Annotated in this window: 28 protein-coding genes; 13 read left to right on the top strand and 15 right to left on the bottom strand. The window is 37.3% G+C overall.

Features of this window, described 5'->3' with window-relative positions:
• Positions 1–76: 76 nt before the first annotated feature.
• From GBI66_RS18240 to GBI66_RS18230, 3 genes are all read right to left on the bottom strand, one after another.
• Positions 77–1,102: an AraC family transcriptional regulator gene (locus GBI66_RS18240; protein WP_004807680.1), complete on the bottom strand. Its 1,026-nt coding sequence runs from the start codon at positions 1,100–1,102 to the stop codon at positions 77–79.
• Between the two features lie 128 nt (positions 1,103–1,230).
• The gene (locus tag GBI66_RS18235) at positions 1,231–1,671 is read right to left on the bottom strand and encodes a MaoC family dehydratase (protein WP_005316063.1); all 441 of its coding nucleotides are present in this window, start codon (positions 1,669–1,671) and stop codon (positions 1,231–1,233) included.
• Positions 1,671–3,518, bottom strand: coding sequence for an ABC transporter ATP-binding protein (locus GBI66_RS18230; RefSeq protein ID WP_005189223.1), 1,848 nt, complete (start codon positions 3,516–3,518; stop codon positions 1,671–1,673). Before GBI66_RS18230 ends, GBI66_RS18235 begins: the two co-directional genes overlap by 1 nt.
• A gap of 282 nt (positions 3,519–3,800) precedes the next feature.
• On the opposite strand from GBI66_RS18230, the gene GBI66_RS18225 reads away from it, so the two are divergent.
• Both GBI66_RS18225 and GBI66_RS18220 read left to right on the top strand, forming a co-directional pair.
• Complete coding sequence (locus GBI66_RS18225; RefSeq protein ID WP_151717049.1) at positions 3,801–3,989, top strand: hypothetical protein; 189 nt, start codon at positions 3,801–3,803, stop codon at positions 3,987–3,989.
• Positions 3,990–4,194: 205 nt separating this feature from the next.
• Positions 4,195–4,557 (top strand): hypothetical protein, encoded by a 363-nt coding sequence (locus GBI66_RS18220; RefSeq protein ID WP_005189215.1) that lies wholly within the window; start codon positions 4,195–4,197, stop codon positions 4,555–4,557.
• Positions 4,558–4,584: 27 nt separating this feature from the next.
• On the opposite strand, the gene GBI66_RS18215 is transcribed toward GBI66_RS18220, so the two are convergent.
• Complete coding sequence (locus tag GBI66_RS18215) at positions 4,585–5,532, bottom strand: metal-dependent hydrolase (protein WP_151717048.1); 948 nt, start codon at positions 5,530–5,532, stop codon at positions 4,585–4,587.
• Between the two features lie 232 nt (positions 5,533–5,764).
• Positions 5,765–6,994 carry a sodium/glutamate symporter gene (gene gltS / locus GBI66_RS18210; protein WP_005203187.1) on the bottom strand — a complete coding sequence of 410 codons (1,230 nt, stop codon included), beginning with the start codon at positions 6,992–6,994 and terminating at the stop codon, positions 5,765–5,767.
• Positions 6,995–7,518: 524 nt separating this feature from the next.
• Here gltS and GBI66_RS18205 point away from each other — a divergent pair.
• From GBI66_RS18205 to GBI66_RS18155, 10 genes are all read left to right on the top strand, one after another.
• Complete coding sequence (locus tag GBI66_RS18205; protein WP_151717047.1) at positions 7,519–7,836, top strand: hypothetical protein; 318 nt, start codon at positions 7,519–7,521, stop codon at positions 7,834–7,836.
• 151 nt (positions 7,837–7,987) lie between these two features.
• The gene (locus GBI66_RS18200) at positions 7,988–8,182 is read left to right on the top strand and encodes a hypothetical protein (protein WP_005189203.1); all 195 of its coding nucleotides are present in this window, start codon (positions 7,988–7,990) and stop codon (positions 8,180–8,182) included.
• A 92-nt stretch (positions 8,183–8,274) separates the two neighbouring features.
• Positions 8,275–8,577: a hypothetical protein gene (locus tag GBI66_RS18195; protein WP_151717058.1), complete on the top strand. Its 303-nt coding sequence runs from the start codon at positions 8,275–8,277 to the stop codon at positions 8,575–8,577.
• Positions 8,578–8,785: 208 nt separating this feature from the next.
• A complete protein-coding gene (locus GBI66_RS18190) occupies positions 8,786–9,055 on the top strand; it encodes a hypothetical protein (RefSeq protein ID WP_151717046.1) in 270 nt (89 codons plus the stop codon).
• A 118-nt stretch (positions 9,056–9,173) separates the two neighbouring features.
• Entirely contained in the window at positions 9,174–9,827 is a 654-nt protein-coding gene (locus GBI66_RS18185) for a hypothetical protein (protein ID WP_151717045.1), read from the top strand.
• Positions 9,828–10,008: 181 nt separating this feature from the next.
• Positions 10,009–11,880 (top strand): phage capsid protein, encoded by a 1,872-nt coding sequence (locus tag GBI66_RS18180; protein ID WP_151717044.1) that lies wholly within the window; start codon positions 10,009–10,011, stop codon positions 11,878–11,880.
• 261 nt (positions 11,881–12,141) lie between these two features.
• Positions 12,142–12,474, top strand: coding sequence for a hypothetical protein (locus GBI66_RS18170; RefSeq protein ID WP_151717043.1), 333 nt, complete (start codon positions 12,142–12,144; stop codon positions 12,472–12,474).
• Between the two features lie 158 nt (positions 12,475–12,632).
• Positions 12,633–13,145 carry a lipopolysaccharide transport periplasmic protein LptA gene (lptA, locus tag GBI66_RS18165; RefSeq protein WP_151717042.1) on the top strand — a complete coding sequence of 171 codons (513 nt, stop codon included), beginning with the start codon at positions 12,633–12,635 and terminating at the stop codon, positions 13,143–13,145.
• A gap of 186 nt (positions 13,146–13,331) precedes the next feature.
• On the top strand, positions 13,332–13,613 hold the full coding sequence (locus tag GBI66_RS18160) for a hypothetical protein (protein ID WP_005152440.1): 282 nt from the start codon (positions 13,332–13,334) through the stop codon (positions 13,611–13,613).
• Positions 13,614–13,797: 184 nt separating this feature from the next.
• On the top strand, positions 13,798–14,052 hold the full coding sequence (locus GBI66_RS18155) for a hypothetical protein (RefSeq protein WP_151717041.1): 255 nt from the start codon (positions 13,798–13,800) through the stop codon (positions 14,050–14,052).
• Between the two features lie 35 nt (positions 14,053–14,087).
• On the opposite strand, the gene GBI66_RS18150 is transcribed toward GBI66_RS18155, so the two are convergent.
• From GBI66_RS18150 to GBI66_RS18105, 10 genes are all read right to left on the bottom strand, one after another.
• A complete protein-coding gene (locus GBI66_RS18150) occupies positions 14,088–15,329 on the bottom strand; it encodes a mechanosensitive ion channel family protein (RefSeq protein WP_151717040.1) in 1,242 nt (413 codons plus the stop codon).
• 120 nt (positions 15,330–15,449) lie between these two features.
• Positions 15,450–15,989: a DUF2058 domain-containing protein gene (locus tag GBI66_RS18145; RefSeq protein ID WP_151717039.1), complete on the bottom strand. Its 540-nt coding sequence runs from the start codon at positions 15,987–15,989 to the stop codon at positions 15,450–15,452.
• A 3-nt stretch (positions 15,990–15,992) separates the two neighbouring features.
• Positions 15,993–16,673 carry a YoaK family protein gene (locus tag GBI66_RS18140; RefSeq protein ID WP_005189189.1) on the bottom strand — a complete coding sequence of 227 codons (681 nt, stop codon included), beginning with the start codon at positions 16,671–16,673 and terminating at the stop codon, positions 15,993–15,995.
• A gap of 6 nt (positions 16,674–16,679) precedes the next feature.
• Complete coding sequence (gene sstT / locus GBI66_RS18135; protein ID WP_151717038.1) at positions 16,680–17,882, bottom strand: serine/threonine transporter SstT; 1,203 nt, start codon at positions 17,880–17,882, stop codon at positions 16,680–16,682.
• A 197-nt stretch (positions 17,883–18,079) separates the two neighbouring features.
• Positions 18,080–19,780: a SulP family inorganic anion transporter gene (locus tag GBI66_RS18130; protein WP_151717037.1), complete on the bottom strand. Its 1,701-nt coding sequence runs from the start codon at positions 19,778–19,780 to the stop codon at positions 18,080–18,082.
• Positions 19,781–19,863: 83 nt separating this feature from the next.
• On the bottom strand, positions 19,864–20,175 hold the full coding sequence (locus GBI66_RS18125; RefSeq protein WP_005152449.1) for a metalloregulator ArsR/SmtB family transcription factor: 312 nt from the start codon (positions 20,173–20,175) through the stop codon (positions 19,864–19,866).
• A gap of 558 nt (positions 20,176–20,733) precedes the next feature.
• Positions 20,734–21,300, bottom strand: a complete 567-nt coding sequence (locus GBI66_RS18120) for a TetR/AcrR family transcriptional regulator (RefSeq protein ID WP_005189184.1) — start codon at positions 21,298–21,300, stop codon at positions 20,734–20,736.
• A gap of 478 nt (positions 21,301–21,778) precedes the next feature.
• Positions 21,779–22,291, bottom strand: coding sequence for a hypothetical protein (locus GBI66_RS18115; RefSeq protein WP_005189180.1), 513 nt, complete (start codon positions 22,289–22,291; stop codon positions 21,779–21,781).
• A 36-nt stretch (positions 22,292–22,327) separates the two neighbouring features.
• Positions 22,328–23,383, bottom strand: coding sequence for a linear amide C-N hydrolase (locus tag GBI66_RS18110; RefSeq protein ID WP_151717036.1), 1,056 nt, complete (start codon positions 23,381–23,383; stop codon positions 22,328–22,330).
• A 197-nt stretch (positions 23,384–23,580) separates the two neighbouring features.
• The gene (locus GBI66_RS18105; protein WP_151717035.1) at positions 23,581–24,747 is read right to left on the bottom strand and encodes a cupin domain-containing protein; all 1,167 of its coding nucleotides are present in this window, start codon (positions 24,745–24,747) and stop codon (positions 23,581–23,583) included.
• 202 nt (positions 24,748–24,949) lie between these two features.
• Between GBI66_RS18105 and dnaX the strand changes: the two genes are divergently transcribed.
• On the top strand, positions 24,950–26,284 hold a 1,335-nt coding region (dnaX, locus tag GBI66_RS18100; protein ID WP_151717034.1), incomplete at its 3' end, for a DNA polymerase III subunit gamma/tau.

The following is a 26,284-nucleotide window of genomic DNA, read 5'->3' as shown; positions in this document are numbered from 1 at the left end:
ACTCCTTAACAATCTGTCGTATCATTTTTATTTGGTTTATACATGCTTTTCAATAAAAACAAAAGCTTTCGTGAACTTATAAGTAAGGGTCTTTACGCCAGTTACTCGGGCTACGACCACTCCAGCGTTTAAATGCTCGGCTGAAATTCGCGACATCAGAATAACCGAGTTCATCTGCAATTTGCTCCAAACTATAATCGGTTCGAGACAGCAAAGAGGTTGCATGACGATAACGGACTTCATCTACGAGCGTGGAGAAGGATGTACCTTCCGCAGCCAATTGGCGTTTCAAGGTACGATCTGACATATGCAAGCGTTCAGCCACACTTTCAATACTCAGATAATGCTGTTCTGAATTGGTTAAAATATCACGTACGCGCATTGCTAAACGACGACGTTCGCCTAGCGCAGAAAGTTCAGTTTCACATTGGTTAATAGCAATTTGACTGGCAATTGGATCTGCATTGACCATTTTTAAGCCAAGATATTTTTTATCGAAGCTGGAAATCAGATGGGGCTGATTAAAACGCACTGTACTGGTTAATCGATCTTTATATTTTTCAAAGCCAGCGGGTTCAGGAAAGTCCAGATCAACTTCACCGCTGAGGTCATCAATGCCTGTGAGGGCTTTGGCCATGGTCATAATACCAATGGTTAAGCCTAAAATGATTTCAGTACGCAATGGCTCAACTTCAATATCACATTGTAGTTGTAAAGTTGCTTTAGGGCCGAAAGTCGAGAAATAAAGCTGTAAAAAGGGAAGGCGTAACTGGATGAAGCGACTTGCCAGTGCAATCGCATCGGTAATGTCATGCGCCGTCATAATGGCATAGCCAATAAAACCATGAATGGAAATACGCATCTGCGTACCTAGATGAAAGCCTAGTGTACTTTCACCCGTAAGGCGCAAAGAATGTTTCACCAATTCATTCGCAATTGGTGTTGGAATTCGATAGTTTGGATCAGCCAGTTGTTCGCTGGTTAAGTGAAACGGCGCAAACAATGTTTCATCGCTATATCCCCAGCGAGAAACGACATCTAATAGCAATAAACCATAGACGCCTGGTATTCCTTGATCTTGACGAGTTGAGGTTGTTTTCATGTGCTTTCCGTGGCGCTCATCAATTTTGCCAATATCTTTTAAACATTTAAGTCTTAAACATCTTTACATGAAAAAAAATAATCAATCATAAAAATTGTTGGACAAAAGAGTCACCGAATATTCAAGAATCAAGTTGGTTTTCTAAAGACCATAATTTTGGTTGTTGATATTAATAGCACATCACCATATTGGTTCAAAGCTTGTGTTACGTAGCTGACGATACCACGATCATTTTTGGTTTTAGATGGCACAATTGCAGTAATTTCAATCTCTACGTGAATTTTATCGCCAACACGAGTTGGTCTAGGCCAACGTAAGCTTGATTCTGTGCCTAACAGACCACCTGCAACAGGAAAGCATTCCGTCCATAAGCGCATAGTCACCGCAGAAGTATGCCAGCCACTTGCGGCTAACCCTTGAAATATAGGATGTTCTGCTGCTGCTTGCTCATCCAAATGAAAAGGTTGGGGATCGTATTGACCTGCAAATTGTTTCACTTCTTCAAGTGTCATTTCATATTCGCGGCTTGTAAAACGATCACCAATATTTAAGTCTTCTAAATACAACATTATTCTGTGTCCTGAGTCACTCGCTGTTCAACTAAAAAACCACCTGTTTGGCGTTTCCATAATTGTGCATACAAGCCATCATTAGCAATCAGTTCCTCATGTGTTCCTTGTTCAGCAATTCGACCTTGATCAAGGACAATAAGGCGATCCATTTGAGCAATAGTAGATAAACGGTGCGCAATTGCAATGACTGTTTTGCCAACCATCAAGTCATTTAAACTACTTTGAATTGCTGCTTCGACTTCCGAATCAAGTGCACTGGTTGCTTCATCAAGGATGAGAATCGGTGCATCTTTGAGGAAAACACGTGATATTGCAATACGTTGACGTTGTCCACCAGAGAGTTTCACACCACGTTCACCAACGTAGGCATCAAATCCAACGCGACCTTTCTGATCTGTCAGTTGGGGAATGAACTCTTCTGCTCTGGCTTTTTTAACCGCTAGTTGCACTTCCGCTTCAGTTGCATTTGGGCGACCATATTTAATATTTTCAGCAACAGTGCGGTGTAATAAAGAGGTATCTTGTGTGACTAATGCAATATTGGCGCGTAAGCTGTCTTGGGTTACATCATGAATATTTTGACCATCAATCAGAATACGACCTTGGTTGATATCGTAGAAATGAAGCAGTAATTGGATCAGTGTTGATTTACCTGCACCTGAACGACCCACAACGCCAATTTTTTCACCAGGTTTAATGGTTAAGTTAAAATGCTCGATGACATTTTTTTGGTTATAAGCAAAGCTAACGTCCTCAAATCGGATTTCACCATGTTGAACTTTTAATTCAGTCGCATCTTTCTTGTCCTGAATCTGGATCTGTTTGCCAAGGGTGGTCATACCATCTTGAATGGTACCGACATTCTCAAATAGCATGGTGACATGCCACATTAAAAACTCAGCCATACTGTCTAGCTTCAGTACCATCGCCGTAGTTGCTGCAATTACCCCAATCGCCGCTTGACCTTGTGTCCATAACCAAACTGAAGTGCCAATGACACCAATATATAGAAATGCACTGAGTAAACGAATGCTGATTTCGTATTTGACCCCTAAACGCATTTGCTTATAAACCGTAACCATAAACTCTTGCATGGATTCTTTGGCATATTGGCTTTCACGGCCCGCATGCGCAAAAAGTTTTACAGTTTGAATATTGGTATAAGCATCCGTTATGCGGCCTGTCATAACAGCACGTGAATCCGCTTGTTTTTTGGAAATTTTACCTAGACGTGGGATAAAATAGCTGGCGATCACAATGAAAAAAACCAGCCACAACATTAAAGGAATAATAAGTACAGGAGAAATGGAGCCTAGTACTACACTAATCGTAATGAAGTAGATCAGTACATAAACCAGCATGTCACCTAGAATCATCCAGAATTCGCGCACAGCCAATGCAGTTTGCATCACTTTGGCAGAAAGACGACCTGCGAAGTCAGTATGGAAGAAGTCTAGGCTCTGTTGTAATAACAAATTATGAAAGCGCCAACGCATGCGCATTGGGAAATTACTAAACAAAACTTGATGTTTCACCACAGATTGCAGGCTGACAAAGAAGATATTGGCAAAAAGGATGCTAATCAGGATGGTGAGGTTTTGTTGGTTATTTTCTAAGAATGTACTCGGGTGGCTTTGGGTCAGCCAATCGACCAATTTACCTATATAAGAGAAAAATAGTGCTTCGAAGCTTGCTGCGGCTGCAGTACATGCAATCAGAATAAAGAGATAAGGGCGGATGCCTTTGGTCGATTGCCAAACGAAAGCAAAAAAAGTTGTTGGTAATGGTTTGTTTAAGTCTTTCGTTGGATAGGGATCAACTAATTTTTCAAACCATTGCAGCATGCCGCATTTCCTCTAATTATACAGTACGATTCAGCTCACCCCTGTAGGATATCAGAAAAGCTGCCAGAAGATGGTAAAAGAAAATAAATGATAAGAAAGGAAACAGACAACAGATCAAACTTTTATTTTAAGAGAAGAAAACTATTAGATGAATAGATGAAAGAAAGAGTAATGATCTAGTTTATAACGTTAGGGAGATTATTTTAATCACAATCAATAATTATATTTTTGATAATATATTTTTTGTAAATGAAATGACTTCACTAATAGGTAAGGATAGAAATGAGTAATCAAGACGATAAAATAGCTGAACTAGCACAATTAGAAAATGAAGATAAGCAACAACAGAATTCGACAGCACATTCAATTGATGGTAGTTCGATTGATTTAGCTGAAATTGTGGTTGAAATGGGGAAGGGAGTACTCGATGTGGCTTCATCCATTATAGAGAATATAGATATCGATTTTTGATTGAAAAGTTTTTCTTAAAATTAAATTTGTTATGTTTTAATTTTATTCTATTTTATTTGTTTAGTTATTTTTAATATTTAATTTTATTTTCCTACAAATATCAAAGCTTGTTTTGAAGGCGATTTATTGATCTCTACTGTGGTATAATAGATGAAAATTAATATATATAGAAACGGTGATGAAAATAATATCCATAGTTATATTCATGTTTTTATTGAGTATATCTCGTATTGCAGATGCCAAGGGTTTTCAAGATGATTACATTAATTTATCTGATGTTTATTTCAAATCATTAGATGAGCAAATCCAGTTTGAGTATCGTTTAAGAGGAAAGGAAAAGTCGAAGATTGAGCAATTAGAAGCAAAGCAAAAAGAATGCTTGGTGGAACAGAGTAAATTGAAGTTACATAAGTTGATTATTGAGCATTACTCTGATTATGAACACTATATGAAAGGTGTTGCTGACAGTATCTTGGCTAAGAATGAGTTTAGCTTTACTCAAAATGAAGCAGAAAAGAATTATTTAGCACTTAAAAATGAGTTAAAGAAAACCCCATATCCTTGTTAAATAATGAGGTTTTTGTTTCTTGGAAAATTAACTCAAAACAGGTGTTTTGTTTGAGTTTTGCGCCATCTTCTCAAAATACTGTACTGCAGGTGAGCGAGACATATAAGCCAATGCTTGTTCGGTATCGCCTTCATGGACTGGATTAAATTTTGGAGAGGTCCAGCGCAAAGTTGCCTTCAACAAATACTTGATTGTTGGTAAGTTATCTGTTCGAGTCGCCGTCTTTTCGAATTCACGAATAAAACTAAAGAATCCACGACGCATCAATTTTTGAATATCTTGATGCTCTAAATCTTGTTGTCCAAGACTGCGTGCAAAATCGGCAAGGAAGAAAATAAATAGTGGGAAAACACCCATCATGATCACTTGTCGAGAAACGTAAAAACCCAATTTATTGGTAAGTAAGTGTTCAAATAAATCATAAGCCACACAACGATGCTCAACTTCTTCGGCAAGATGCCAGCGGAATAAGTCAGTCATCGCAGGATCAGCTTTATCCCAAGACTTGCTATCGAGTGTCCATTGCCCAATTGTGCCAGTGAAGTGTTCAATCGCGGCAATCACACCGACACGAAACAGTAACCAGTATTCATCGAGCTTTTCACCTTTTAAAAATGGTAGGCCCAATGGTTTATCACCTAAAAGAATATTAAAAATAAAGTGAGCACGATTTAACGGATCTTGGATGTCATAACCATTTTCTCTCAAGAAATCTTGTGCTTTTTCATGTGCACGCGCATGAGCTGCTTCTTGGCGAACAAATCCAATCACTTCTTGTTTTAGGTTTTCATCAGTTACATAAGGGAGTGCTTTATTAAAAACTCGGCAAAACCAAAACTCGCCTGCAGGTAACAACATATTGATACCATTAGCAATGTGAGAACATAGTGGGTCATTTGGCATCCAACAAACTGAAGACTCTGAAAAATCAAAATGCACTTTTCTTGCTTTTAGTTGATGATTTTCTGTGATCATACCTGTCACCCAATATAAAATTACGAATCAATTTGAATAAGTAATTTTTAGCATTGAGTAAAATCGTTCACCATGTGCTTATAGGACAAAAACAAGGTCTTAATCGATTTTAAGGACAAAACATGAAAGTTTTTACTTGGCGATGGGTTTTAAACCAGACATAAAAAAGCCATATCTATTGAAGATATGGCTTTAATAAACTGAATCAAACAGTCAATCTATGACTAAGCAATTAACCAAAGATTTGTAAGATACTTTGAATAACAACAACGTTTACCAGATCAATAAAGAATGCGCCGACAAGAGGAACAATCAGGAATGCTTTATGTGAAGGACCATACATGTTGGTAATGGCTTGCATATTTGCAATCGCATTTGGTGTTGCCCCCATACCAAAACCACACAGACCAGAAGCCAGTACTGCTGAATCGTAGTTTTTCCCCATCACACGGAATGAGATATAAACTGCAAAGACCCACATCGCGATAGACTGAGCAATCAACAAGATGATCATTGGAACTGCAAGATCTGCCAATTGCCAAAGTTTTAATGATACCAGTGCCATGGCAAGGAAAAGTGCGAGGGCAGTGTTACCAAATACATCAATTGAACGATCAAAGATTTCTTGTTTTAAGCCTGTTTCTAACACATTACGTAACAGAATACCGCCGCCCAATGCCCAGACAAAGGTAGGCAATTCAATTGCAGTACCAATCGTCAGGTTCTTCATTGTTTCTGCAAACGCTAGCGCAAATGCAAACATACCTAAGGTGACAATTGCGTTGTCTGCAGTGATCAAACGAACTTTCTGTGGTGCTTCAAATGTGTATTCGCTATCAGTAAGCGGGGCATCTTTATTTTCTTCGCGTATTTCAGCGTTTAAAGGTGACGCCAGATTATGCTTACGAATAAGATAACGCGCTAATGGACCACCCATTAAACCGCCAACCACCATACCAAAAGTTGCACTCGCAATACCCATTGGTAATGCGCCTTCAACTGCGTATTTGGTTTCAAAAATTGGACCCCAAGCACCCGCAGTACCTAAGCCACCGACTAAGGCAATTGAACCTGCAACGACGCCCATCAATGGATCAAGGCCTACGGCAGAGGCAATTGCCATACCAACGCCATTTTGAATGATGACAAAGAAGGAAATTGCAATTAAGAAGATGATTAATGGTTTGCCACCTTCTTTGAGTTTGGCGAAATTAGCACTTAAACCAATGGATGCGAAAAACATCAGCATAAAAGTGTCTTGCATTGGCTTATTTACAGAAATTGTATAACCCGCAAATTGATGGATTAAGTAAAAAATAATTGCGCCGACTAAACCGCCTGCAACAGGCTCTGGGATATTGTATTTTGTTAAAAACGGGATGTGCTTGTTTAAAATGCGTCCTACGTAGAGGACCAACACCGCTAGCATGAGCGTATATGTTGGATTAAGAATGAAATCCATAGATATCCTTAAAGTATGAACCGTCAAGAGAGTAAAAAGGCTCTCTTAGATCGCTAGAGTAAATTAAAAAAAGCAGCTTTAAAATATGTGATCTGGTTAACAATTAAACATTCTTATCTTGGACTCTGTAATAGTCGATATGCCGATTCATAAAGCGTAAAATTCCAGTAAATTTAAGCATTTAATTTAATGATTGTTTATTTGAGATGACATGTTGCTGCCATGGATTTCACATGAAATTGAGAAAAATTATTTTTTTGTCTGAATGGGATCTAAAAGGATATTTTTTATACGCTTGCTGCAGCATAATTTAGAATTTCAATCATGAATACGCTAGAAAAATGCAATATCAAGACGCTCTTATCGCGCAGGAACCATAAAATTGCAGAATTCATAAGAAGTTACATTTCGTAGCTTAAATCCCGCAAAGCGCTCTACAATAAAAACAGAAAACGAATCGTTTATTTTGAAAAAGTGAATATATTTATTGGCTTAATTTTTTATTGGTTGTCTAGGTTACTTAAATGAATAAAAAGCATATTATTTTATCCTTACTTATCGGTTTAGTTATTGGTGGTTTAATCGGTTCATTCGGTTATTCAAAGACTGCAGCACGTTATGATGCAATGACTACAGCTTGTGTCATGATGAATCAAGCGGTTGAAAATGAATTATTAACGCCAGAACAAGTTAAACAGTTAGGCACACTGACTGGACAAAGTCTTAAGCAAGACTATCAATCTGTCGCTTCCAAATTTCAGTTTTCTGAAAAACAGATGGCAAATGCTTCTGCAGGTTCAAATTGTAGCCAGTTTATCGTTGGGGTAAACGAAGCGAAATAATTTTGGTTCAAAAAAGCCCACTTCATGTTGGGCTTTTTTAACTTTAGAAATATATATGTTGGTTTTATAGTGCAATAGAAAAAGAAAATGCCCTAACTTACAGAGTAGGCGTATACTGTATATACGTATTAGAATCATAAGGAACCAAAAAATGCTTGTTAAATTTGCAGTCCGATTCATGGGTGTTTTATTCACAGTATTGGCTATCGTCGCTCTTGTGATTCATTTCTTCTTTTCTAGTAAGTTGACTACGGATTTATGGATTATCATGGTTCCGATTATTCTTGGTGTTCCAATGCTCACTTCAGTCATTGTTGCTAAAGATGATGAATTAAGTATCCAATAGAATTTATATTTAATTGTATAAAAGCTTATCAAATGATGGGCTTTTTATTTTTATGTGGTATAAAAATAATTCCAATAATAAAGGAGCATAAAGTGTTTTTTTCTCAACTTGTTCAAAATTTAGATCGTGAGTATGAATTATTCATAAACTCTCAAAGCTATCAATCCTATAAAAACAGTGACATACAAATCAAAGCATTATTTTTGAAAAATGCGCTAAAAGCAATTAAATATCCGCATACTAATTTCATCCCTTTAGGAGCAGGTCTTTATAAGTTGCGGAATTTTGATCATTTTGAACTGGATATTAACTTGTTTAATACACCTCAATTTAGCAATAAAACAGCTTTTATTGATTGGATTTATAGACGCTTAGATAAAGAGATTTATCGCTAAAAAAATATGAAAAACTTGGTAACGATTTTACTTTTGAAGGATTAACCAGACCTTAGGTGATTAAAAGTATTCATTTTATCAAGTTTTTTGTGTTTGATTATAAAGTTTAGATGGGTGCCTATCAGAGAATATATGACAGATATTCCTGTAGTTGAAGGGGATGCTATTTATTTCGACTGCTAGAGCTGTGTGCTTAAGTATTTGAACAATGAAAAAATTTATTAAGAATAATGCACCTATTTTTGTTCTTATCTTGATAATTATTGGTGGTTTTGTTTACGCATTTAAAGTGGATGATCGTATTCTTGTTCCGAGTATAGGCCAGACTGATTTGCAATGTGCTGGTGTTGCTGTACCAAATGAAATTAAATACGGTGATGGAAATCTTTTCTGCTCATGTATTCGATTAAGTAACCATCAAACAGCTCAAGAGCGTTATAACTACTGTGTGAATAAATTCACGAAAACGACCAATTAATTTACCAAATATCGGTTTCTCATTTTTATTTATAGTCTTTAAACAAAAAAGATTTTTTAAAAATTAAAAAATAAATTATTCTCTAAACTCTTAAATTTAAATAAAAATAGGCATTAGGATGAAAAAAATATTTGTCGGGGTGATGGGGGTAACTATATATCTCATGGGCGTAAATGGTTGGGCAGATGCTCCTTTACAAGTCAATTATGGCGCACCCCAAGAACTTGGGCAGCGGACAATCCAACCTTTAGATCAGGGTTATCGCAGTGAGACGAGTAGCGGAATTCAGAATTCTGTATTTGCAGAATATTATGGCTCTAGATTGCAGTCGGATGCGATTGATGGTCATGAGAAATTAAATGGCTTTGGTACAGGCGTTACATTTACAGCCTTGGATACCTTAAGTACAACATTTGGATTGAATTACCAAAAAAGTTCAGATTGGCATAGCACTGAAATTAATGTTAAAGGTGGCTATAAATTTTATAATCAAAACAACACTTATGCGAATGCAAGTATTGGTATTGGTTATGCGTGGCTTGATGCAGATGACTATGATACTAAACTGCGCTATGTAACTCTGCCGATTGATTTTGAATTAGGTCACTATTTTCAAAAGGATATTGCAGGCTATGCAGGGCTTGGATATAAATGGTTGTACATCGAAAACTTTGAAGACGTATGCACAGGTTATTTTTGTGAAAGCACAGCATCTGATGTGCTAGATCTGGATGGGATCACTTATAAAGTGGGTATTCGTTACAATTTCTAAGAATTTTTTTCAATGAAAGAGCTCGTCACAAGATGAGCTTTTTTATTGACCTGATTCAGTTTGGCTTTACATAAAGTCGAAATAATTGCGTTCTTTTTAATCAATCCTTACTCATGCAAACAGTCAAAAAATCATGATCGCTTAAGATAAAGATTCAGTGATTAATGAGAGCATTTAAAAAATGACAAATACTTTTGAATATAAACAAAAAAATTTAAAAACTACTCCCGCAGTAAGCATCCAAACTTCAATGATTAATCGTTTTAGTCCAAAGTACTGGCGTATTGATGGTCCACAAACAATGTCTTTTGCGATCACCAATTATGGGAATGGCTTTGAAGCATCATTTCGCTCACGTACCACAACCGATCTTGCAGGGATTATTTGGGATTCGTATGACGCGAAAGACCATAAATTTTTGGCTTATGAAACCAAGTATGATTACAGTGGTGTGATTTGGGATTTTGATATTGAACTCTCGGCATCTATGCCGATGTTAAATAATCCAACATTAACACCAACACTTACTGTGCAATACAAAGCCAATGGTGAGGACAAGGTTGCTTACATTGTCTTGTTTAACTATGCAAATCAGCCAGCATCTCGCTCGGCACATATTCATATCGATTGGAATACAGTCAAAGCAGGATTTTCAGCAACAGAGTCTTTTCCAGTCACCAATATTCAGCGAATTTCTTTCTCTGGATTTAGCTCAAGTTACAATGCTCATTCAACTCAACCATTGGCACAAGCTGAAGATGGCTATATTCGCTTAACAAATTCGGTAACCACAGGGCCAAATGCCAAACTTACACTCAAACGCGTTTCTGTTCCGCAACATGACTACGGCATCTGTACCAGCTACGATGATCATTATGATCTGAATCCACAGCGATTGGTCGATAATATGCAGGCTTTGGGCTATCACGGTTTGATCAATCATTATTGTGGTATGTCAAAGTATCCTGAGATGTCTTGGAACAGTAGTATTAATAAATGGCAAATTCCTGATACGTTGGTGAATAACCAAGCTGTTGTAAATCCGTGTACACGTAAATGGCATGAACGATTCTCGCAGGCTCTACAAAGCGCAGGGATGCAACCTGTATTTGGCGTGAGCTTTGAAATGTACTCGTTGGGTGCAAATGAGTTTTGGGCACAACGCGATTGGAATAGTAATTTAGGTCGTACCGGTTACGAGCCGCCTAGTTATTTTTTCAGCCCTTGTGATCAAAATGCTTTGGCTTATCTACATAAAGCATTTATTGAGTTTGCAGATACGATGGTCGCTGGTGGCTGTCCCGTGAATATGCAGATTGGTGAACCATGGTGGTGGTATAACCAAGGTACTGATTTGCCTTGTGTCTATGATTTTCCAACCAAATTGGCATTTAATGCAGACACTGGTTTATATGCGCCAGATTTGGGAACGATCTATGATGCTGTTCATAAAACTGGTACGCCATATGATGAGTTTAAAGCTTGGTTACGCGATAAACTAGGACAGACATGCCGAGATATCCGTACAGTGATTAAAGCCAAGTATCCAACAGCAAAAGTGTGCCCATTGATTTTCTTTCCAACGATTCGCACACCGATTGAAACTTTGGCGACAGATATCAATTATCCAAGCGAGCATTATAGCTATCCGAATTTCGATTACATTATGACGGAAGCCTATGACTGGATTTTGGAAGCCCGTTTAGGCTTGGCACATCAAGCTGTTGCAGAGATTCCAACACAAGATTTGAACTATCCAGCTGATAAAGTGGCTTATTTAGCAGGGTTTGTGCCTGATGCCTCAATTGCTCACCTCTATGGATTTGATAACACCAAACCTTATCGAACACCAATCTGGCAGCGTGTATTTGGAGACATGAACAATAATAATCCTTTAGGACTGATGAAGCAGTTTATCTGGGCCTATCCGCAAGTGATGCAGGATTCTGTGACGATGGATACTGTACAGGCACCGAATGGATTCTTTGTCGAAAATACACTGTATACGCCAATTAGCGATGATACGCCGTATCCACCTGAGATTTATTTATAATTAATACTTAGACTGGAAGTGGTTTTTTAAATTAAAAGCCACTTCTATTTTCATCCTTTGCCTAATTTTTTAATCGAATGATTTGAATCACGAAGTGAGTACTGGCGGAATATCCATAGAATTTTTGTTTGATCATACACCGTTAAATTTTTCTTACCCAACTGGTACAAAAGATATCTGCGGTGTCGCACTTTAATGATAAATTAGAACAAATGACCCGCAATGGCGGATTTCTATGAATTTATCGTATGCAGCATTGTTATGAAAATCAGAATTCTATCTCTAGGCTTAATCTCAATCTTATTTGTTGGTTGTAACAAGCAGCCTGAAGTTAAAAGTGAGAAAGCGCAAGAAAGTTTTGAAGTCGTGGACAATAAAATCTCCGAATACATGGACATCTTGGATAATCCAGATACACCAAAACAAGAGCAGACACGTGTACTTTGCAAAGATTATCCTAATCTATATGAATCAAAATATATTCCTGCTTTACTAAAACTTGCACCTAAGGACTATAGCAAAGAGAAGTTGATGTCTGATTTAAAAATATCGACTGATTATTATGCTGAAAAACTGGATATCAATTGTCAATAAACAGCTTGTGAGAGGAGATTTTCCTCTCTCAGTTTTAATCATCATACATTTTCTAATATTTAGAGTCGGTATTTACGCTCATTTAATTATTTTAAATAAGAATCAATCTCATCTTGTGCTAAGATCAGCCGTTTATAAATGTATAGATCTAAAATAATATCATGATGAAAATTGTTTCGATTACATCAATTTTGATGTGCAGTACATATGTTTATGCGCTTGAGTCTGACTTTCAGCAGTCGATTTATATTGAAGCTGCAGATACGCTTTATAGTCCAAATCAAAGTACTTTTTCGGCTTCTAATATCCAAATTAAACAAGGTACGATTGATATCCAAGCGGCTAAAGCCATAGGAACTCTGAAAAATGGCCAACCTTATCAACTTACGCTAACTGGAAGTCCTGTCAGATTTCAGCAAAAAGTGAGTGAGGAAAAGGGAATGGTTTATGGTAAAGCCAATCGTGTTGAGTACAACACTACAGCAACTGAAATTGTATTAAAAGGCAATGCATCCATTATCATGGATGGGTCAAGTATTTCAGGTGAAACGCTAAGATATAATTTAACGATTGGTGATGTTGAGGCTCGTGGTAGTTCGAATAAACGCGTTCAGATGGTTCTTCCACCTCAGAAAAATGTAGAAATGAAACCACTCAAAATTAGTCGGTGAATTGGGGGAGAAGAATGCCGCGAAAGGTTGCTGTGCTTATCAATGTCGATATTTTTTTATACAGTAGATGCAGGAAAATGGTTTGCGCGCCAAAATCTGTCGTTTAGTTAGCTCAGTGGGCTTGAAAAACTGGAAATAGAACATATTATAATTTTTTTCTTATTCTGATATCACAGGCGGAATACGGTGAACGAAGAAATTTTGTTACCAGCATCAAAAGCGACTGCAATTTCTAATGCAAATGTTAAAAAGTTAACTGTAGATAAAATTCTCTCAAAGATTTCCAGTACGATCAAATTAAGGGCCAATGACGGCGACCGAGATGCATTGCAACAATTTTCAAAACATGAGGTGAGTAGTGAGGATGCGGATATTGTTGTGACTGAATTAAAGGAGGCAGGTTACAGAGTTTTCTTAAATCCTAATTTTACCAACACCAATATTCAGTTTCAGTTAGAGTGGGACTGAGTTAAATCGTCCGCCTAAAGCCCCAAATGTTATTGGGGCTTTTTTAATGTTATAGAGTTTTGCGCTTCAAATGAAGAGCAGACTAAAAGCTGCTCAAAATTTTCTTTTACTAGAAGTAGAAACTTATCCCTAAATGTTTAATAAATTTGTTTATAATGTTGAAAAAATAAGCTTAGAGCAATGAATGAGTTTAAAAGGATTGTTCTTTGTCATGTTGGGGATGACATTGGCTTTTGTCTGTTACTTATATTGGGATTATAAAAAAACGGGTGGCTATCAGGAGAATAGTGATGGCTATTATGGTTATTCTTTTCCTAGGGACAATCGATTAAACAATCCCGCAGATTGTGAGTTAGCTAATACAGAAAATCCAGAAGAGCCACCGGTATCAGAGGAGTGGATGCAAGGGTGTAAGAAGTACTTTGAGATGAATCATTAAAAAAGCACCCTAAGGTGCTTTTTTAACTTTTTGATTTAAGCTTTTGTTTCTTGCTCTGTAGTAAGCATCTGGAAATCATGACCAGATGGCGCCTGATAAATTCTCAAGCCAAATTCAGGAATAATTGCAATCAAGTGATCGAAAATATCAGATTGGATTGCTTCATACGAAGCCCATGCAATGGTATTGGTAAATGCATAGATTTCTAATGGTAAACCTTCACTGGTTGGTTGCATTTGACGTACCAGAATAGTTTGGTTTTGGGCAATCCCGTGATGCTGACGTAAGTAAAACTCAACATAAGCACGGAAAGTCCCTAGATTGGTTAAACGGCGTTGATTGTATTGAGACTGATTGCTTAGGTGGTTATTAAACTCTTCAATTTCAGATTTCTTAGCATCAAGGTATTGATCTAATAGCAGAAAATCTTTTAATTTTTGCTGTTCTTCATCGCTCATGAAGTGAACACTGCTTTGATCCAGAAACAGTGAACGTTTAATACGACGACAGCCTGATTCGCTCATACCACGCCAGTTTCTAAAGGTATCTGTTACCAGTTTATTGGTCGGAATTGTGGTAAAAGTCTTATCAAAGTTCTGTACGGTCACCGTATGTAATGACATATCAATGACATCGCCGTCTGCATTTAAAGATGGCATTTCAATCCAGTCACCAATACGAACCATGTCATAAGAAGCGATTTGAACACTGGCAACCAAAGAAAGAATAGTATTTTGGAACACTAACATCAATACTGCTGCCATCGCACCGAAACCAGCAAGTAAGGTGAATACATCTTTTTTCAAGAAGGTGCCTAAAATCATTAGACCACATACAACGAATAAGATCAGTTTAACCAGTTGTAGATAGCCCTTAATCGGTTTGTTTCTTGATTTAGGGTTGCGTTGATAAACTAGATTAAAGATGTTGAGTGCTTCACTGACGGTAAGTGCAAGTGTCAGGAAGATAAAAGCTTGTGCACCCATTTGTACGAAGCTAATGAACTTTTCTGGCAAATGTGGAACAGTCGCAATGCCATTCATAATCACAAGCGCAGGAACGATATTGGCAAAGCGGCGAGTAACACTATGCTGTGCGAAGATTGCTTGGTTTGGGGATTTAAATTTTGTAATTAAATGGCGGATACCACGGACAATAATTCTTTTAGCTATAAAGTTAGCAAGTGCTGCAAATAAAATCAAAACTGCTAATGCAAGCGTAGTCTCTAACCATGGATAATGACTTAACTCGCTACGCATATAATTTAAATAATCCAAACCCAAAACACCTTATAAATTCTTTGAACAGGAATTGTAAGGTGTAATAGGGTTTTATATGAGTTTGATCACAGTTTACATACGATTTGTAAAGGCATTCTTACATAAGCCTAAGGTGATTTACCACATTAGATCATCTGGAATAACGTATGCTGCGTATGGATCTTCCTCATCTGTGGTTTGATCATTTTTCTCGGTATTGTTATTCACTAAAATGAAACCCTGCATTTTCTGATCAATTTTTTCTGCAAGTGCTTTAGGCAGATAAGCATAGCTGCCTTGATCTTTGGCAACCACCAGCGAGCCTGAAACCAGTGCATTATAAACTTGCTGTGAAAGATAGACTTTTTTGATTTTACCTTCATCAATAAATTGATAAGTGATATCGCCTTCAATTTCTTTTACTTTATGGTGTTTGATCATTTGGATGATAGATGCTTTTAAGGCTTTTTCTTCCAAAATGCTCTGCTTTTCTAAATTTAATGCTTGGTCTTTGGCTAACTTTTCTTGCTTGGCACGATCAATTTCAGCTTTTAATGCCGCATCATCATTTTGTCCAGTACGTTGCCCATGCTGTGCTTGCTTGGTTAATTTCTTTGCTTTCTTATTATCAACCAAACCCGCTTTTAACAATTGAGCTTGCAATGCATTTTTAACCATAATTCAATCCAAATTTGAGTTTGATGAAGAACGAAAATAGAAAATCCAATAGGCCATACTCATTGCTAGGCTTAAGCCTGCAGGAATGAGAAAGGTCTGTAATTTTAAATAAGGATAAAGCACACTCGCAATGAGCCCACCGCATAAAAAGCCTGTAAAGATGAGTAGATGGAGAAAAATGCGACGTTTTTCTACTTTTAATCCACGTGCTTTATAACCTAATGCTAAACCAATATCCGTGAGTACACCAGATAAGTGCGTTGTACGAATAATTGCGCCTTTATAATGGCTCACCATGGCATTTTGTACTCCCATCGCAACACAGGCCCACAATAGGCCATATCGAGGAAAATAGGGAAGTAACAACCAGGTCAGAAATAAAAAGATCGCAACTAAGCTAAGCGGGAGGCCATAGTGCCGACCAAAGGCAACATTGCCATTGCCAAGAATGAGGCCACTATAAAAAGAACCGATAATAAAGCAAATGACAATCAGACTGAGATAGATAAAATGTTCAGGCTGCCAGTCCAGCAAACTCATTGCGAGCATGCTGACATTACCTGTCATATGAGAAACTGATTGATGTAGGAGCGTAAATAAACCTAAAACGTTTACCATCCCTGCATTCAGTGCAAGTAAGAAAGCACCAAGTTGAATCCAGTTGGGTAAACGTTGAAGTGGCATATCAACCTATGAATTTGAACGGTCTCTGAAATCAACTGCAGCGGTAAACAATACATCAGTTGATGAGTTTAACGCTGTTTCTGTTGAATCTTGTAATACACTGATAATCATACCAATCGCAACAATCTGCATTGATATCTCAGATGATATACCAAACAAGCTACAAGCAACAGGGATTAACAGTAAAGACCCACCCGCAACACCTGATGCACCACAAGCAGAAACAGTGGCAACCACAGATAAAATAATCATGGTGCTTAAATCAACAGGAATGTCTAAGGTATGTACAGCTGCAAGAGTAAGTACTGTGATGGTCACTGCTGCGCCTGCCATATTAATGGTCGCGCCCAACGGAATTGAGACGCTAGCTGTAGCTTCATTTACGCCTAAACGCTGAGCCAAGTCCAAATTGACAGGAATATTAGCCGCTGAACTACGCGTGAAGAAGGCAGTAATTCCACTTTCTTTTAAGCAAGTGAATACCAATGGGTAAGGGTTAGCTTTCATTGTGATTGCAACGAGAATTGGATTAATCACAAGTGCAACAAATGCCATGGTTCCAATTAATACAAATAACAGCTGTGCATAGCTTTTTAATGTCGCTAAACCTGCATCGGCAAAAGTCACGGCAACTAAACCAAAAATACCAATAGGTGCAAAAGCAATTACGGTATGAATAATTTTGTTCACAGCATGAGCAACATCTGTCAGAACCTGCTTCGTCGTATCTGAACTATGGCGTAAAGCTAATCCTAGACCAATGGCCCATGCTAAGATACCAATAAAGTTTGCTTCACCAATAGCTTGTACTGGATTTGCAATAAAACTTAAAAGTAAATTCTTTAGAATTTCCGCAAGACTGCCTGGCGCTTGTAATCCAGTTTCAGCTGGCATATGTAAAAACAGCTGGCTTGGGAACATAATACTTGCTGTTACGGCACTAAATGCGGCAAGTAGCATGCCAACAACATATAGTACAAGCACAGGTCTGATATTCGAGCTCTGACCAATCTGGAAATTTGCAATTGAAGATAGAACCAAGACAAAAACTAAAATCGGTGCAACAGACTTTAATGCTTTAATGAATAATTCACCCAATAGACTTAAATAGGGTGTAAAGTTAGGAAAGAGAAGTGCTACTCCAATCCCTAGAAAAATAGCGATAATAATTTTGCTAACTAAACTCAAGCGAGACAATACATTAAACATATAAAGGCCTTATAAACCTATGCACGGTTTAAGGTTAAACAAGGGCGGTATTCTATACCTAAGAACCGTGAATAATAAATTTTTTTTTGCAATTCAATTACTTTAAAAATAACGAAAAAATTAACACAATGTTTTTTAAAAAAAATTAGTAAAACATGACACATCCTTTTGTATAAAAAAAATCCAATAAAAGCAGCTCATTCTACAAGCATTTCAGGGGAAAGTGTTTGTATTGCTTGATAATGTGATAAAAATATTTGTCCTGTCAGCTCTTTTATAAGTTGAGACTTAGACAGTCGATCCATGACTGGGCTCTTAATTTCAGACAAATGCATTTGGATCTGGAGTTGTTTTAGTTCTTGATTAAGATCTTCTAACATTTCTAATGCACTAAGATCGATATTGCTGATACTGGAGCAATTAATCACGACATGTTGCAACAGGGGGTTTTGACTGACTTCAGTAATTACATGACCTTTTAGAACATGTGCATTTAAAAAGCTTAAATTTTCATCTACGCGAAAGGAAACAATAGCTGGTGTTGTAATGACATTGTAATTTGAGATGTTTCTAAAGTGTTGAGTTCCCTCGATTAAGCCGATAACAGCAATATGTGGACGACTAATCCGCCATAGTAGTAAAGCAAAGGTCAGTACAATACCAATAATAAGCCCAGTTGAAATATCCAAACAGGTTACCCCGAAGAATGTGACCCACATTGCAAGACCATCTGCTTTTGAATATTCCCATGTTTCAATAAATGGTGTCAGCGTTACAAGCTTCCAGATAGAGACAAAAATTGTGGCTGCGAGTACAGCCAAAGGCAGGTTTTGAAAGAAGCCAGTTAAGTAGAGACTCACTACAATCATGAGTAAGGATGAAACTACACCCGACATCGGAGTTTTTGCTCCCGCATCTGTATTCACAACTGTACGAGATAAACTGCCAGAAACAGGGAATCCTGAATTAATTCCCGCAGCAATATTGGCCAAACCCAATGCGATCAGCTCTTGATTGCTATTCAAATCATCACGTTTCTGTAGTGCAGTAGCTTGGGCAATCGCTAAAGATTCAACAAAACTAATCATTGCGATCATAAAAGCGCTCGGTAACAATTGTTGAACGAGGCTGAGATTCCAAGTCGGGAAGTCTAAACTCGGTAAACCTGTCGGAATAATACCAACAGTCCTAATCGCCTGATCATCATTGCCTAAAAAGCTGATAACAGCGATAGAGAACAGGACAAGTAGCAAAGGTAATGTTTTATTCAGAAAATCTGATTGGATCAATTTGGGGAGGAAAAACAGTATTAAGACTGAAATAAATCCAAAGCTGATACCCGTAACACTAATCGCATGAAAATTTTGAGAGAAACTTATAATAAATTCAGGGATATTACTTGTTTGCAGTGGAACATCGAGCAGGAATTTAAGCTGCCCTAGGGCAATCAGCAAAGCTGAAGCAATGATAAAGCTTTGAATAACGGGGTGGCTAATCAGTTGAATTAGAAAACCAAAACGGAATAATCCTAAAAGTAGGGAAATGATACCGACTAATAGTGCCAATAAACACGCTGCTTCAATATAGGCTGTCGAGCCCACAGCAAATAATGGGTTGAGTGCTGCGAAGACCATCATTGAGATAATGGCGACAGGTCCAATTGAAAGGGTGGTGCTGCTGCCAGTAAATGCATAGATAATCATAGGTAATATACTGGCGTATATCCCCATAATTGGTGGTAATCCTGCCACCATAGCATAAGCCATGCCTTGAGGTACGAGCATGGCCAATACGATACAAGCTGCAATAAGATCAGACTTGAAACTCGAAAGTTGGTAATGACCTAACCATTTTCGTGCAGGAAATAGCTTAGCTAGGTTGAGGGGCAACAATTTCATGCACAATAGTCTAAATCATAAATTTATATATATTATGCAGAAAAAATGCTAAAGAAGGTATGGTTAAAACGTTTCCTGCAATATTATGCGTGGGGGCAATAATGCTCATATAAAGTATTTAAAACTACTTTCAATTTTGGATCCAAAATCGAGTAGAAAATTTGTTTGCCATCGCGTCGGGTAGAAACAGCATGGCTCTTTCTTAACATCATCAATTGTTGAGACAACGTTGGTTGAAAAATTTGGGTCAATTCTTCAATTTGTGAAACATTAAGTTCTTGTTTAGCCAAATGACACAAAATAATTAAACGATCAGTATTTGCCAGAGATTTTAGTACATTAACAATTGTACCAGCAGACTCTCTCATTGCTTCGATCTCGAAATCCTTTTGCATGCATATACTCACTAGGTTACAGCCGTGGCTAGTATAAAGTCAGACAACGAAAAAATTGTAGTAAAACTGAATAATTGCAATGGTTTTTAATGAAAATGTATATCAGTAAAAGTGATAAAATAGTGTGATAATGTGAAATATTCTGATTTATTTTAAATTAATGTGATTATATTTGCATTATTGCTATTTGGGCAAAGTTTTATCTAGTGCTATCATCTAGCAAGGGCATTTTAGAAATTTTATTATTTAAAAATACTACATAATAAAATTAAGTGGTTAATATATTTAATGAATATAAAAAAATTAAAAAAAAGATTGCGCTTTGGCAGAAAGCCTATATAATGGAAAACAAGACAGAACGATCTGTCTGCATAAGAAGGATCGGAAGTGCGAAAGTACAACCGCCAGAGGGTAATAATATTTATTATTCTTTTTTACACTCAGACGCAAGCGTGAGCCACAATAATAACTATAAATCACGCTTTATTTTTTTATTCAATTATATCCAAATTCTATTTTTAAAAAATATCCCTTTATTATTAAAGGGATATTTTGTATTTATGCGAGCTCTTTTTCAAAATTAATCAAATGTTCAACACGTTTCCAATACTCATCCATCTCGACTGAGTGTTTGTTGACATGTGCTTGAATCGTCATACCGTCCAAAATGCTCACAATCAGGGTCGCAAGATGGGTTGGGTTACGAATATCTAGATTTTTAAGTAAATTTTCGATGAGAGCGGTTAACCAAATTTTATATTGGGTAGCAGGCTGCAAAGTAGAAGGATAGATTTTAATCACTTCTTCTAAAGCTTTCTGGAACATACAGCCATTGAAGTCTTCGCTGTTAAACCAAGCAGCATACCAGCCAAAAATTGCTTTGAGTTGACCAAGATAATCGTCTTCATCACATTCTGCCAAAGTTGCATTCAGTGAGGTTTGAAGATTGGTATTACGTTGTATCAAGCATTCCTCAATTAACTTTTCCTTTGATGGAAAATATTTGTAGAACGTCATTTTTGCAACACCAGATTCACTGATGATCCGATCAACACCAATTGAATTATAGCTATGCGAATTAAAAAGTCTTAATGCAGTGCTAATAATATCTTCTTTTTTTGACATACAACGCCTCGAGTTCGCCCATCGCCAAGAGCATCATGTTGCATTTCATTATGCAATTTTGGCAGGGATTTTACATGGTATTTTGAAAATATCATAGGGGGAAATAATATTATTTATTTAAATGATTCTTTAGTCCGCATTTTCAAGTGCGGGGTTTGAAAATAGTGTTCTATATCTATAGAAAATAACTATTAATTAAATCTTAAAATACGATACAAGATTAGAATAATTTAAGTTTATTTGATTGATGATTATTCATCTAATTGTTTTCAAAGGATAACTGCTTTTTGTGATGATTGGGATTTAATAATGGTTTCTATCCTGAGATTTATTCTTGTTTGCAAGTTCGGGTATATTTAAGCAATGCTTTTACTTTTAATGCTTGCTCAGGAATCTATTTTGAAGGGTTGTATAATATAAAAAGTCAGTTAGTTATAGTTAAAATAAATAACTGACTTTAATCGTATAATTTTCTGTTTTAAGACTTGTTTTGTTGGGTTGGTAAGGTTGTGATGAGTTTCACAAAGTTGTGGTAAAGCATCGATTGTTGGCTTGGGGTATAGACCGAGCGTTTAATATTACCTTTGTCAGTCTCGATCGAAAGTTCAACATTTTGGGCTTTTTTCAACTCGTAAAGGAATGTGCTTGGCAGAATAAAGCTATTTGATGAACGTCTTGGAATAAGTCGGTTAATGTTTTTTTGTTGTGTTGGACCGACGGGTGTATAGGCAAAAGTTTTGTCATCAATTAAAAAGCTAATGCCTTTGATGTCATAGTAATCATAACTACTGTTTAATACCGTTTCTACTCTCAATTGCTCTTTGTGTTGTTTGTCCCATTCAACAAAAACATTCGGGCATAGTTCGTTTGCTTTGCAGGTCAAAGAGCCTGCGGTTGCTAGATTTTCTGTTGAAGCGGCAGATGAGTCTGGTAAGGTTGAGCAACCACTCATAACAATACAAAGGCTAAGTAAACATAAAGTTTTATTCATCTTTCAACTCTCTAGTATGTATTCAATATTTCAGTGTTAATGATGTAATTGCGGACCAAGAAATTCAAATGGTTTTGATATTTTAAATTGATCGGTTGCATCACCAGCAAAAGTATTTTGCTGATCTTTGCCAAGGTCAAGTTTACGTGTTAAACCATCTTTAAAGTTAATTTTCTTTAAATCTACCCAAAATACATTGGGTGAAACTGCCGATTCAAAGAAATAGAGCTGTTGTTTGTGATCGGCAACAGTTCTCCAGCGTGTAGAGGAGATATTCGGTTCCTCCGCTGTATTCAAGCCATAGGGTACAGATGCATTTCGAATAACGCTAAAAACAGAAGCTAAAGCATCTTTAGGATTATCATTTTTAGGAATGGCATTAATATAAAACGATGCGCGGGCGAATCGGTCAGCTGCACGATTGGTTCCTGGTAACATCACGGTTCCGCCAATTTGTTGCCAGTAAGTGTTGAGTGCCAGTTGTTGATCAAATATAGGTGAATTGGTCATGACTTGGTATTTCTTATTATGATGAATGACTTGTTTGCCACCAATATATTCAATAATTGCACTGTCTCCAGTTTTATCTGATATGGATAAATGTAGAGTTGCAAGTCTTTGTTCACCTGGAACACTGTCGGTAATTAGATCGAAGGGCTCTTTTTCTAACGCGCTGACTGCCTCCGCGACAGACGCATAATTATCCAGTACATATTGAGCCCAAGCCGAAATGCTCAGTTGAGGTTTTTTTGATTGTTTGGTATCTGGATATTGTGATTCAACTAGCCATAATACATTGGCAACTAATCCTGCTTCATTCATTCCATCAGTCGTTGAAATGTCATAGCCTGTGGCAATCACACTGCCGTATTTGGCTTTCCATTTCAAAGATTTTGGCCCAGCATTGCTGTCGCGAAGTACACCACTTGGTAAAATCCATAGGTTGGTTCCTACATCGACCTTCCAGTCCATTGAGCGCGCTGTGATGATATGGTCATTATTACCTAAATAGACTGCACGGGTACAGGCATGGCTAGTTTGAAGAATGAAAGACGATGCTAGAAATGAAAGGCATAATATTTTTTTAAACACAAGTCGTACTCCTTGTTGTTGTATGGAAATGATTTCTATTAAATATTTTTATAATGACGTCGTTTTAGTCTATTAAAAAACAATTCTTATTCAAGCATTAAAATGTAATCATTACAAAAAGTAGGGTTTTATTTAAATTCTATATTTTAGATAACTATGGATAGAGAATAATCTCTATCCATATAAGAATGAAGGTTCTAGTTTTCGTTTGGTGGTAATAACATTACAACAGCTGTATTAAGCAGTGTTGTGATATCTTCTAGAATCTCTATTTGATTAAATCGTTCATCTAGCAATAGGCTCTCACCATCTGCAATTTGCTTCAAAAATGGAATAAATGCTTCTGATACGCAAATCGTATCGCCATTTGCCCAAAACTCAAGAGACCCGTCTTGTTTTCTGTAAAGCAATCTAGAGGCGGGCTCTAAAATGATTTGGTAATCAGCACCAATCACTTCAGCTACATCATTGGCATCAACTTCTTCAGGTTCCGGAATGTTATTCGGATAACTTGCTTCACTCATGTAGGCCATGATAGCTGCATCAAATTCAGGCGCTTGCGTGAGATAGTCTAATAATTGAGTTTTTAAGTAAGCAAATTCAGTACTATTAATTTCACCCAAGTGCGCAGTCTGTTGACGTACGATATCGATCAATGGGTTTTTGAGTGAAGTGTTTTCTGAAAATTTATCACTGACTTGATCAATCATTTCTGAAAGGTTTGGCATACGGAAGCCAAACGAAAAGGTTAAGCAATCATCTTCTGCTACACCGTAATGTGCAAGGCCTGGCGGTACATAAAGTAAATCGCCAGGTGCAAGTACTTCATCAAATTGCACATCTATTTCAGGCAGTAGTTTTAATGGCTGATCTGGAATGAACTGAGTTGATTCATCACACATTTGACCGAGTTGCCAGCGACGGTGACCATGACCTTGAACCAAGAACACATCATAAAAATCGAAGTGTTTTCCAACTGAGCCGCCTTGAGGTGCATAAGACACCATGATGTCATCACGTCGCCATTGCGGAATAAAAGGAAACTTTTTCCATAATTCAGCAATATCAAAGGAATAATGATCTACAGCTTGAACCAGTAACGTCCATAAGTTAGGTAATTTCTGGAAGTCACCTTTGGTGAGTGGTGATGATTTTACATGCCATTCGTTTGGATTTTTATTTTTTTGACGAATTAAGCGCGCACTAACATGTTCTTCTAAAGCCAATTCCTGAACGTCAGTTGGCTCCAATAAGCCAATAATTTCTGGCATAGCATTACGGACCAATAATGGCTTTTTCTGCCAATATTCATTAAGAAATTGTTCTGCGGTTATGCCGCCGAGTACCGCTAAAGATTGAGACATGGGAAATGAAACCAACAACATAAAAATTGGTGCGTATTGTCACTTGAGTTGAATGTTGGCGCAAGTCTTGTGTAATAGTGATGAAATGCTGAGAAATCTCAATTAAAAGTAATGGAATGTATTTAATCTTGATCAATTAGATACGTATTCGTTCACAGCCTTTCAAAAAAACAGTATCCTTAACATGCAAAAAGGAGCATACATGTATCAAGTACTGGCAAGAAAATACCGTCCACGTAATTTCAATGAGTTAGTGGGGCAAAACCATGTTTCTCGTGCTTTAACCAGCGCGTTAGAACGTGGTCGTTTGCATCATGCTTATTTGTTTACGGGAACGCGTGGGGTCGGAAAAACCACAATTGCCCGTATTTTAGCCAAATGCTTAAACTGTGAGACTGGGGTTACTTCGACGCCGTGTGAAGTATGTGCTACTTGTAAGGCGGTGAATGAAGGTCGTTTTATTGATTTGATTGAAATTGATGCGGCATCACGAACTAAAGTTGAAGATACTCGTGAACTACTCGACAATGTTCCTTATGCACCGACTCAAGGCCGTTTTAAAGTCTATCTGATTGATGAAGTGCACATGCTTTCAACGCATTCGTTTAATGCCTTGTTAAAGACACTGGAAGAACCACCTGAGCATGTTAAGTTTCTCTTTGCGACAACGGATCCACAAAAACTTCCAATTACAGTGATCTCACGTTGTTTACAATTTACTTTGCGTCCTTTGGCAGTTGATGAAATTACTGAGCATTTAACTCAAATTTTAACGAAAGAACATATCGAAGCCGATCAAAATGCAATTTGGCAAATTGCTGAATCTGCACAGGGATCATTGCGTGATGCATTATCTTTAACTGACCAAGCGATTGCTTATGGTCAGGGTGCCGTACATCATCAAGATGTCAAAGATATGTTGGGGCTGATTGACCGAACTATTATTTATGATTTGATTTTAGCAATTCATCAAAATCAGCAAGCCCACGTCAGTCAGTTGTTATTGCAATTTAGACAGCAAGCGCTAGACGTTTCTTTAGTGCTAGATCAGTTGGTGTCAACTTTGCATGAATTGGCGCTGTTGCAATATTTGCCAGATCTTGCTTTGAAATATAGTGAAGAAATCAATCAGAAAATTTTGCAACTTTCAAAACTTATTTCTGCTCAAGATTTACAGCTTTATTATCAAATTGCCTGTAAAGGACGTACCGAGTTGCAGCTGGCGGTCACTCAAGAGCAAGGTTTTGAAATGACGGTGTTACGCTTACTTGCGTTTAGACCGATGAGCTTAAATGAAGTTACTGTAAGTGCAACACCTGTTACACAGATTGCAGCACCTGAAGTGCGCCAGCCAATACAGGATTTAAGTACAGAAAATCAGTTTGCAGTTCAGCAAGAAGCGGTTAGTGTTGAACCTGAACCTGAACCTGAACCTGAACCTGAACCTGAACCTGAACCTGAACCTGAACCTGAACCTGAACCTGAACCTGAACCTGAACCTGAACCTGAACCTGAACCTGAACCTGAACCTGAACCT

Source organism: Acinetobacter sp. TUM15071 (assembly GCF_008980925.1).
Taxonomy (GTDB): domain Bacteria; phylum Pseudomonadota; class Gammaproteobacteria; order Pseudomonadales; family Moraxellaceae; genus Acinetobacter; species Acinetobacter dispersus.
The sequence above is the reverse complement of the archived record's forward strand: the minus strand, read 5'-3'. Positions and strand labels throughout refer to the sequence as shown.

Excerpts from the sequence above, each read along its gene's own strand:
- GBI66_RS18145 (WP_151717039.1), bottom strand. The coding sequence starts at position 15,989 with ATGGTTAAAAATGCATTGCAAGCTCAATTGTTAAAAGCGGGTTTGGTT.
- GBI66_RS18225 (WP_151717049.1), top strand. The coding sequence starts at position 3,801 with ATGAGTAATCAAGACGATAAAATAGCTGAACTAGCACAATTAGAAAAT.
- GBI66_RS18200 (WP_005189203.1), top strand. The coding sequence starts at position 7,988 with ATGCTTGTTAAATTTGCAGTCCGATTCATGGGTGTTTTATTCACAGTA.
- GBI66_RS18215 (WP_151717048.1), bottom strand. The coding sequence starts at position 5,532 with ATGATCACAGAAAATCATCAACTAAAAGCAAGAAAAGTGCATTTTGAT.
- GBI66_RS18170 (WP_151717043.1), top strand. The coding sequence starts at position 12,142 with ATGAAAATCAGAATTCTATCTCTAGGCTTAATCTCAATCTTATTTGTT.
- sstT (WP_151717038.1), bottom strand. The coding sequence starts at position 17,882 with ATGTTTAATGTATTGTCTCGCTTGAGTTTAGTTAGCAAAATTATTATC.
- GBI66_RS18230 (WP_005189223.1), bottom strand. The coding sequence starts at position 3,518 with ATGCTGCAATGGTTTGAAAAATTAGTTGATCCCTATCCAACGAAAGAC.
- GBI66_RS18130 (WP_151717037.1), bottom strand. The coding sequence starts at position 19,780 with ATGAAATTGTTGCCCCTCAACCTAGCTAAGCTATTTCCTGCACGAAAA.
- GBI66_RS18235 (WP_005316063.1), bottom strand. The coding sequence starts at position 1,671 with ATGTTGTATTTAGAAGACTTAAATATTGGTGATCGTTTTACAAGCCGC.
- GBI66_RS18115 (WP_005189180.1), bottom strand. The coding sequence starts at position 22,291 with ATGAATAAAACTTTATGTTTACTTAGCCTTTGTATTGTTATGAGTGGT.
- GBI66_RS18180 (WP_151717044.1), top strand. The coding sequence starts at position 10,009 with ATGACAAATACTTTTGAATATAAACAAAAAAATTTAAAAACTACTCCC.
- GBI66_RS18220 (WP_005189215.1), top strand. The coding sequence starts at position 4,195 with ATGTTTTTATTGAGTATATCTCGTATTGCAGATGCCAAGGGTTTTCAA.
- GBI66_RS18140 (WP_005189189.1), bottom strand. The coding sequence starts at position 16,673 with ATGCCACTTCAACGTTTACCCAACTGGATTCAACTTGGTGCTTTCTTA.
- GBI66_RS18190 (WP_151717046.1), top strand. The coding sequence starts at position 8,786 with ATGAAAAAATTTATTAAGAATAATGCACCTATTTTTGTTCTTATCTTG.
- GBI66_RS18105 (WP_151717035.1), bottom strand. The coding sequence starts at position 24,747 with ATGTCTCAATCTTTAGCGGTACTCGGCGGCATAACCGCAGAACAATTT.
- GBI66_RS18125 (WP_005152449.1), bottom strand. The coding sequence starts at position 20,175 with ATGCAAAAGGATTTCGAGATCGAAGCAATGAGAGAGTCTGCTGGTACA.
- GBI66_RS18185 (WP_151717045.1), top strand. The coding sequence starts at position 9,174 with ATGAAAAAAATATTTGTCGGGGTGATGGGGGTAACTATATATCTCATG.
- gltS (WP_005203187.1), bottom strand. The coding sequence starts at position 6,994 with ATGGATTTCATTCTTAATCCAACATATACGCTCATGCTAGCGGTGTTG.
- GBI66_RS18205 (WP_151717047.1), top strand. The coding sequence starts at position 7,519 with ATGAATAAAAAGCATATTATTTTATCCTTACTTATCGGTTTAGTTATT.
- GBI66_RS18120 (WP_005189184.1), bottom strand. The coding sequence starts at position 21,300 with ATGTCAAAAAAAGAAGATATTATTAGCACTGCATTAAGACTTTTTAAT.
- GBI66_RS18240 (WP_004807680.1), bottom strand. The coding sequence starts at position 1,102 with ATGAAAACAACCTCAACTCGTCAAGATCAAGGAATACCAGGCGTCTAT.
- GBI66_RS18155 (WP_151717041.1), top strand. The coding sequence starts at position 13,798 with ATGAGTTTAAAAGGATTGTTCTTTGTCATGTTGGGGATGACATTGGCT.